Here is a 7,695-nt window from a genome sequence, read left to right as displayed (position 1 = left end):
AATTTTCAAAGACCGTCATCCCCGCCGCTCCAGAACCCCTCGAAGTGGGCCCCGCTGCGTCGGTGAACGGGCTTATACGGGGGAGATCGGAGGGGGTCAACAGGAAAATTGCATTTTTGTGAAAAAATCAGATTCCGTGGAACTTCTTGAACCAGACAGCGAACTCTCTCATGCCGTCTTCAAAGGAAACTTCAGGCTCCCACCCGCACAATTCCTTCACTTTTTCCAAAGATGCCCATGTCGATTCCATATCCGCCACAGGACGCGGATGGCGTTCAACCAGAGCTTTCTTCCCCAAATCCTTCTCAAGCAATGCGATCATCCGGGTAACTTTTTCAGGTCTGTCCCCTCCAAGATTGAGCAGACGTGACACCCCGGCCTCCGGCGGCTTCACAAGAATTTTCACCACACCTCTGACGATGTCATCGATATAGGTGAAATCGCGTGAAAGGCCCTTCCCTTCATAGAGAGTGACCGGACGTCCTTCTGAGATCGCCTTTGCAAAACCGTAATAGGCCATGTCAGGCCGTCCCCACGGACCATAAACCGTGAAGAATCTCAGGCCAGTCTGCGAAATGCCATACAGATACGAATAGGATTCCGATGTCAGTTCGGCCGCACGCTTGGTGACCGCATACAGAGAACTCGGCTGTTCGACCCGATCCGTTTCCCGAAAAGGCGTTTCCTGATTGCGTCCATAAACCGAGGACGAAGACGCATATACAAAATGCGCCAGCTTTTTCAGGCTCCGGCACGCTTCCAGAAGCGCAACCTGCCCCATCACATTCGCCGTCACATAAGAATAGGGATCGATCAGCGAATATCGAACACCAGCCTGAGCCGCGAGGTGGATGACGCCTTCCAGATCAGGATGTTGCCCAACAACATCCTGCATGGCCTGCGGGTTAGCCACATCCACTTTCAGGAAACTGAATTTCGGATGAGGCTCGAGCTGACTTAGCCGCGACATTTTCAGGGAAGGGTCATAATAGTCGTTGAGAACATCAATCCCAACGACATCCATTCCCTGCTTCAGAAGGGCTTCAGCAACATGAAACCCTATAAATCCGGCAACACCGGTAACCAGTATCTTCACAGGACCATCAGTGTTTCAGAGCGGAACTGGAAACCACATCTCCGACACGAATTCCCAGCTTCGCGGTCACACCACCTGCCAATTCGAGCGTGTTTGCAACCACACCATCGCTCCGCAGAATAGCTTCGCTCAGAGGCACGGCATTTTCCGCAATAGCGTGGATGTGGTTCGTGGAATCAATGAAAACGATGTCCAGAGGCACAAGCGTATTGCGCATCCACATGTCCGACACCTGCGGCGCAGGCCACATGAACAGCATGCCCTCGTTCTCAGGCAGATGCTTGCGGAACATTTCCCCAACTTCCTGCTGACGATAGGTCTTGGCCAGCTCCACCGTGAAAACGTGCTTCTGCCCATCACGGGTCGTGATCGTCAGACTATCCGTTGGCAGACGCGCCTGTGCCTGCGTGATCGGATCTTCTGCTCTGGCAACACCAGCACTCAGTCCAAGAGCCGCCAGCAGCACAAAACTTAAAGTTCGCATGAAGGTATGACTTTCAGGTTCAGGAAATCAGAAACGGATTGGCCCGACGTTCTTCGCCGATGGTCGTCGGCATTCCGTGTCCACACAGAACCACGGTATCATCAGGCAGACTTAGCAGATGGGTCCGGATGCCATCGATAAGGGCGCGTGAATCCCCATAAGCGAAATCCGTACGGCCGACCGTTCCTCGGAACAGCGTGTCCCCTGCCAGAACGCGCCTATTGTCGCGGTCCACGAAAACGACATGCCCTGGAGTATGACCCGGAATATGCGCCACATGCAGATCCTGCCCCAGAAAGTGCAGGACCTCTCCGCCCTCGACGAAGCGATCGGGCACCACATTTTCCATGCCGGTAAGCCCGAAAGCAGCAGCCTGCTTCGTGATGCTCTGCAACAGGAAGTCATCCCGCCGATCCGGCCCTACAACCGGAACGCTCTGGTTTTGCCGCTTTTCAAGAGCTCTCTTCAGCGGAGCCGCCCCACCAGCGTGATCCAGATGACCATGTGTGAGGAGAATGGCCTCGACAGACAGGTCGCCCAGTTCCTGAAGGATGTCATCAACATCCCCACCCGGGTCCACCACAACAGCCCGGCCTGCGTCATTTGAGAGAATAGTGCAGTTCTGCCGCAAGGGCGTAACCGGCACCCGCTTCGCATACAAAGGAGTCATCACTCCTCCTTCCAGACGATCCGTTCTGATGTGGCGATACAGACTCCGTCTCCGCACGACAAGTCAACCGGAAGGATTGTATCGCGCAGATCATTGACCCTCTTTCGCAGGAAGGTCACTCTCGCCCTTTCCTCTCCAGACCAAGGTGTCATCATGAGCCGTATCATCCGCACAGAACCCAACGCCATCCTGTCCAAGGCTGTCGAATATCACGGATTCATCTTCACGCAGGGTGTGGTCGCAGCCGACCTGTCACAGGGCATCGAAGGACAGACCCGCAGCGTTCTCGATCAGCTCGACCAGATCCTTGAAGAACACGGCACCGACAACACCCGCATCCTGCAGGCCCAGATCTGGCTGAAAGACATCGCGGACCGCGCTGCGCTCAATACGCTCTGGTCCGCCTGGCTTCCGGAAAACGCCGCCCCCGCCCGCGCCTGCGTTCAGGCCGTGATGGCCGACCCGAAAATTCTTGTCGAGATCATGCTCACAACAACGAAATGATCTGACTCGAACGATTGTGGCGAGAATGCAGCAGGATGTGGTGTCAAAAAGATTTTCCACGGAAATGAAAATTTAACACACAGGTCTGCATTCTGCTCTTGTCAGGGTTGCAGGAAGGTTGTTACCTCCCTGTAACCCGAACAACACACAACCAATCAGGATCCTAAAGATCGTGAAGCATAAAAGTTGCCGGAAAACCTTTCTCTCCGCTCTGGCGCTCTCCGCTGTCGCGTTCTTTTCAGGACAGGCTCAGGCCCGTCACAGTTCGGCTCATCACGGACGGTCCATTTTCCACAGTCACCGTTCCATCAGCCACCATCATTCCTATGCACACGTCATTCAGTGCGTCGCCTATGCCAAAACGGCCTCTGAGGTCGAACTGCACGGCAATGCGCGGGACTGGTGGTATAACGCTGCTGGCGTTTATGCCCGTGGCTCTGCACCGCAGGCCGGATCTGTCCTGAATTTTCGGGCGATCCGCCGCATGCCACTCGGCCACGTCGCCGTCGTACGTTCGGTTGAAGACAGCCGAACCATTTATATCGACCAGTCACACTGGGCCTCGAACGGCATCGCGCACAATGTCCGCGTCGTTGACGTCTCTCCCAACAACGACTGGAGCGCCGTCCGCGTCAGCCTCAATGATCGCAGCGGCCGACTGGGCAGCATCTACCCGACATACGGCTTCATCTACCCACATTCCGACAAGGGTGACCGCAATCCAGCCCCGCATGTTATGCTGGCCCGCGCCTCGAACGTTTCAGGCTTTCGTCACCGCGCTGTCGTGAATGGCTCCGATGCACTGAGCCATCCGATGCTCAGCACCGAAGTTGCCGAAGCGCCGGACGATGCCTTCACCTCGGACGCGCCAGACCGTTCGATTCGCTGATAGATCAGGAAAATATAACTCGGCCACTCAATCCGGTCGGGATTCCCGATGGTAGGGATGGCCGGTATTGATGGCCTGAGCCCGGAAAACCTGTTCGGCAATCAGAACCCTGACCAGCATATGCGGCCAGGTCAGTTTCCCAAGTGAAATCACGGACTCGGCCCGCTGGATCACACTCGAATCCAGCCCTTCAGCACCACCAATCAGAAAATGAATGGGACGGCCCGACTCCTGCCAGCGAGACAGCATTTCCGCCAGACGCAGGCTGTCAGGCGTCTTTCCACCCTCATCCAGCGCCACGATCAGGGCATTATCGGGACAGGCGCCCAGCAAAGCCGCAGCATCCTTGCGCTTCTGCTCCTGGACGCTGCCTTTTGACGGCGCGAGTTCCGTCACCGTCAGGGCGGGCCGGATCCGGCCCGCATAACGTTCGAACAGTTCGCGCTCCGGCCCGGCTTTGAGCCGACCGATTGCGACCAGCTTCATTCAGTCCTGCTCTTCGCCCTGTCCGACCGCGACTTCGTTTTCGCTGCCATCCAGATCCGTGCCCCACATCCGCTCCAGACCATAAAGCTCGCGGCTTTCCGGCTTGAAGAGATGAACGACAACGTCACCAGCATCGATCAGGACCCAGTCGCTACCATTCGCACCTTCGATCAGGATACGCTTGATGCCGATCTCATTGAGCTTCTTCTCGATGTGATGCGCCATCGCAGAGATCTGGCGGTCAGCGAGACCGGTCGCAATGACCATGCGATCTGCGAAGTTCGCGCGACCGACAAGATCCAGAACAACGATGTCTTCACCCTTGTCTTCATCCAGACTCGCGGTGATGACGCTCAGCATACTGGTCAGAATGTCCGGCTGCACGGCTTCGCGCTTGACGGCCGTTTTCTTCGGTCCGGCAACAGCAGCCTTCTTGCGAGCCGTTCCCGGCACCTTGGCAGCCTCGGCCAGTGCCGCATCGGGGGAGCTGGTTTTCCGGCGCACAGGCTTTTTGGCCTGCGATTCGGGAGAGGTCGTCTTGGTGATGGTTTTTACTCCTGATCGGACTCCGGACGAAACTGGCCGGACTCACGCAACGCTGTAGCCGATATATCGTTCTGCGGCGCAGAAAGGAACGTCCATGCGTTGCCTTTTCGCTCCGCAAGCACCGGAGATTCCCGCGAAGGCCGTCTCTGATGCCGCAAAACAGACGCCGCAGCCCCTCTAAGCGCGGGCGAAACGCTTCCCGGACGCGGAGCAACAGCGATGGGAACCATCGCCGCCAACTGACGCCAGCGCTTCCATCGCGAGAGTTGCGCCAGCCCGTCCGCCCCCATCAGCCAGACGAACCGCACATGCGGAAAGCGCTGCTTCAGCAAGGCCACGGTTTTGACGGTGAAACGCTGCCCCAGACGGGATTCGATATCGGTCGCAACGATTCGCCGTCCGTCCGCAATCCGTTCCGCAGACGCAAGGCGCACCCTGAACGGCGCCATCCCTTTACCCGGCTTGAGCGGATTCCCCGGCGAGACCATGAGCCACACCTGATCCAGCCGCAGCGCCCGCAACGCCCGCCGCGCTACCATGAGATGACCGGCATGAGCAGGATTGAACGAGCCCCCCAGCAGGCCGATCCGCATATTCCGGCCATCGCCAGACGTCGGAATACGGCTCAGCCTCGCACCTGTCCGGTGCCGATCACCTCGTAGCGATAGCATGTGAGCTGTTCGAGCCCCACCGGACCGCGCGCATGCATCCGCCCCGTCGCAATACCGATTTCCGCACCGAATCCGAACTCCCCACCGTCACAGAACTGCGTGGACGCATTCCACATCACAACCGCACTATCCGTCCCGTTGAGAAACTCAGCCGCAGCCTCTGCATCTTCGGCAATAATAGCCTCGGTATGCGAGCTTCCATGCCGGGCGATGTGATCCAGAGCGTCCTCAATCCCATCCACCACCGCAACCGACAGCACCGAATCCAGCCATTCCGTCCTGAAATCTTCAGTTCGGGCCGCTTCGAGTGTCGGCACAATCGCGCGGGCCCGGTCATCAGCCCGGAACACGCATCCTTGCGCCGCCAGACCCTGAACCAGAAGCGGCAGCAGCATCGGAGCGATTGCCGTATCAATCAGCAGCGTCTCCGTCGCTCCACAAACGCCCGTCCGGCGCATTTTCGCATCCAACAGCACTTTCCGGGCCATGGCCGGATCAGCGCTTGCATGAACATAGGTGTGATTCAGACCATCCGCATGAGCAAGAACCGGAACACGCGCTTCACGCTGCACCCGCTCCACCAAAGATTTTCCACCACGCGGAATAATCAGGTCGATCCATCCTGAAGCCTGCAACATGGCCCCCACCAGAGCACGATCGGCAGAGGGCAGAATCTGCACACAGGCCTCATCCAGCCCGGCAGCCCGCAATCCATCTTCCATCGCAGCCTGAATTGCCCGCGCCGAATGCAGGCTCTCCCCGCCTCCGCGTAGAATCACAGCATTGCCAGACTTGATGCACAGCGCCGCCGCATCCGCACCGACATTCGGACGGCTTTCGTAAATCATGCCGATCACGCCAAGCGGTGTCGCAACCCGCCGAAAATGCAGACCATTCGGCCGGTCCCATTCCGCCAGAATACGCCCCACGGGGTCCGGCAGACGTGCAACATCTTCCAGACCACGCGCCATGGCCTCGATCCGCTCAGTCGTCAGGGTCAGACGGTCGCGGAAAGCAGCGTTCCGATCTTCAGAAAGAGCGGCCAGATCCTGCTGGTTGGCTGCAACAATCGCATCAGACCGCTCCCGCAAAGCTTTTGCAGCCTCAAACAACGCGAGATTACGGGTTTCCTCACTGGCTCGCGCCAGACTCCGGCTGGCACGGCGGGCCTTCTCCGCCAGACCGCCCAGAATCCGGGCGACACCTTCCCCTACCTCAGACATTGAAGCGGAACAGCAGGACATCACCGTCCTGCACGACATATTCCTTGCCTTCGATCCGCAACTTGCCGACTTCCTTGGCCCCGGCCTCGCCATTGCAGGCCACATAGTCGTCGAAAGCCACGGTTTCACAGGCAATGAACCCGCGCTCAAAATCGTTATGAATCACGGCAGCGGCCTGCGGTGCCTTCGTCCCGGCCGTAATCGTCCAGGCGCGCGATTCCTTCGGCCCAACCGTGAAATACGTCCGCAGACCCAGCAGCTTGTAACCAGCCGCAATCACACGATCCAGCCCGCTATCCGTCAGGCCCAGACCGTCCAGAAATTCCGTCCGGTCTTCATGCGGCAACTGGCTGACTTCCGCTTCAATAGCGGCCGACACCACGACAACGCCTGCACCCTCGGCTTCGGCCCGCTTGCGCACAGCTTCCGAAAACGCATTGCCGGTGGACGCCGAGGCTTCCTCAACATTGCAAACATAAAGAACGGGCTTCGTCGTCAGAAGCTGAAGACGGGATGCCTCCACCTCCTGTCCTTTTGGAACAGCCGTCCGCGCCGGCTTGCCGTCCCGCAGCGCCGCAAGTAGTGGTTCCATCAGTTCAAGCTGCGCCTGTGCCTCACGATCGTTGCCGCGGGCACGCTTCTGAAGCCCGATCTGGCGCTTCTCAAGGCTCTCCAGATCCGCCAGCATCAATTCCGTCTCAATGATGTCCGCGTCACGAACCGGATCAACGCCACCTTCGACATGAGTGATGTCGTCGTCTTCAAAGCAGCGCAGAACATGCACAATGGCATCAACTTCGCGGATATTGGCGAGGAACTGGTTTCCAAGACCTTCGCCCTTGGACGCGCCGCGAACCAGACCAGCAATATCCACGAACTCAAGGCTTGTCGGAACCTTGCGGATGGACTTGCCGATCCGCGCCAGTTCATCCAGCCGCGCATCCGGCACGGCCACACGCCCCGTATTCGGCTCGATGGTGCAGAACGGGTAATTCGCAGCCTGTGCAGCCGCCGTTTCCGTCAGGGCATTGAACAGCGTGGACTTGCCAACATTGGGCAGACCAACGATGCCGCAATTGAAACCCATTCTTGCTCTCCATCATCATTAAAAGACCGCTCGGACCCG

10 protein-coding genes are annotated in these 7,695 nt (G+C 58.2%); 2 read left to right on the top strand and 8 right to left on the bottom strand.

The features are described from left to right. Positions 1–127: 127 nt before the first annotated feature. The 3 genes from JK176_RS13875 to JK176_RS13865 are packed head-to-tail and all read right to left on the bottom strand — an operon-like array spanning position 128 to position 2,250. Entirely contained in the window at positions 128–1,096 is a 969-nt protein-coding gene (locus tag JK176_RS13875; protein ID WP_211588265.1) for an NAD-dependent epimerase/dehydratase family protein, read from the bottom strand. Positions 1,097–1,103: 7 nt separating this feature from the next. Next, positions 1,104–1,580, bottom strand: coding sequence for a DUF192 domain-containing protein (locus JK176_RS13870; protein WP_194267437.1), 477 nt, complete (start codon positions 1,578–1,580; stop codon positions 1,104–1,106). 19 nt (positions 1,581–1,599) lie between these two features. Beyond that, positions 1,600–2,250: an MBL fold metallo-hydrolase gene (locus JK176_RS13865; protein WP_211588264.1), complete on the bottom strand. Its 651-nt coding sequence runs from the start codon at positions 2,248–2,250 to the stop codon at positions 1,600–1,602. A gap of 153 nt (positions 2,251–2,403) precedes the next feature. Here JK176_RS13865 and JK176_RS13860 point away from each other — a divergent pair, with 153 nt between their 5' ends. Both JK176_RS13860 and JK176_RS13855 read left to right on the top strand, forming a co-directional pair. Next, entirely contained in the window at positions 2,404–2,754 is a 351-nt protein-coding gene (locus JK176_RS13860) for a RidA family protein (RefSeq protein WP_099287303.1), read from the top strand. A 172-nt stretch (positions 2,755–2,926) separates the two neighbouring features. Then, positions 2,927–3,643, top strand: coding sequence for a CHAP domain-containing protein (locus JK176_RS13855; protein ID WP_211588263.1), 717 nt, complete (start codon positions 2,927–2,929; stop codon positions 3,641–3,643). A gap of 27 nt (positions 3,644–3,670) precedes the next feature. Here the strand turns inward: JK176_RS13855 and JK176_RS13850 are convergent, their stop codons facing one another. From JK176_RS13850 to ychF, 5 genes are all read right to left on the bottom strand, one after another. Further along, positions 3,671–4,129 carry a 23S rRNA (pseudouridine(1915)-N(3))-methyltransferase RlmH gene (locus JK176_RS13850; RefSeq protein ID WP_194262932.1) on the bottom strand — a complete coding sequence of 153 codons (459 nt, stop codon included), beginning with the start codon at positions 4,127–4,129 and terminating at the stop codon, positions 3,671–3,673. Continuing rightward, entirely contained in the window at positions 4,130–4,582 is a 453-nt protein-coding gene (gene rsfS / locus JK176_RS13845) for a ribosome silencing factor (protein ID WP_211588269.1), read from the bottom strand. It lies immediately after the preceding gene. A gap of 98 nt (positions 4,583–4,680) precedes the next feature. Next, positions 4,681–5,268 (bottom strand): nicotinate-nucleotide adenylyltransferase, encoded by a 588-nt coding sequence (locus JK176_RS13840; RefSeq protein ID WP_249194515.1) that lies wholly within the window; start codon positions 5,266–5,268, stop codon positions 4,681–4,683. A 32-nt stretch (positions 5,269–5,300) separates the two neighbouring features. Continuing rightward, a complete protein-coding gene (locus JK176_RS13835; protein ID WP_211588261.1) occupies positions 5,301–6,569 on the bottom strand; it encodes a glutamate-5-semialdehyde dehydrogenase in 1,269 nt (422 codons plus the stop codon). Then, entirely contained in the window at positions 6,562–7,656 is a 1,095-nt protein-coding gene (gene ychF / locus JK176_RS13830; protein WP_099287299.1) for a redox-regulated ATPase YchF, read from the bottom strand. Before ychF ends, JK176_RS13835 begins: the two co-directional genes overlap by 8 nt. Positions 7,657–7,695 lie beyond the last annotated feature (39 nt).

Origin of the sequence: Gluconobacter sp. Dm-73 (genome assembly GCF_018256215.1) — a bacterium.
Classification (GTDB): Bacteria; Pseudomonadota; Alphaproteobacteria; order Acetobacterales; family Acetobacteraceae; genus Gluconobacter; species Gluconobacter cadivus.
The sequence above is the reverse complement of the archived record's forward strand: the minus strand, read 5'-3'. Positions and strand labels throughout refer to the sequence as shown.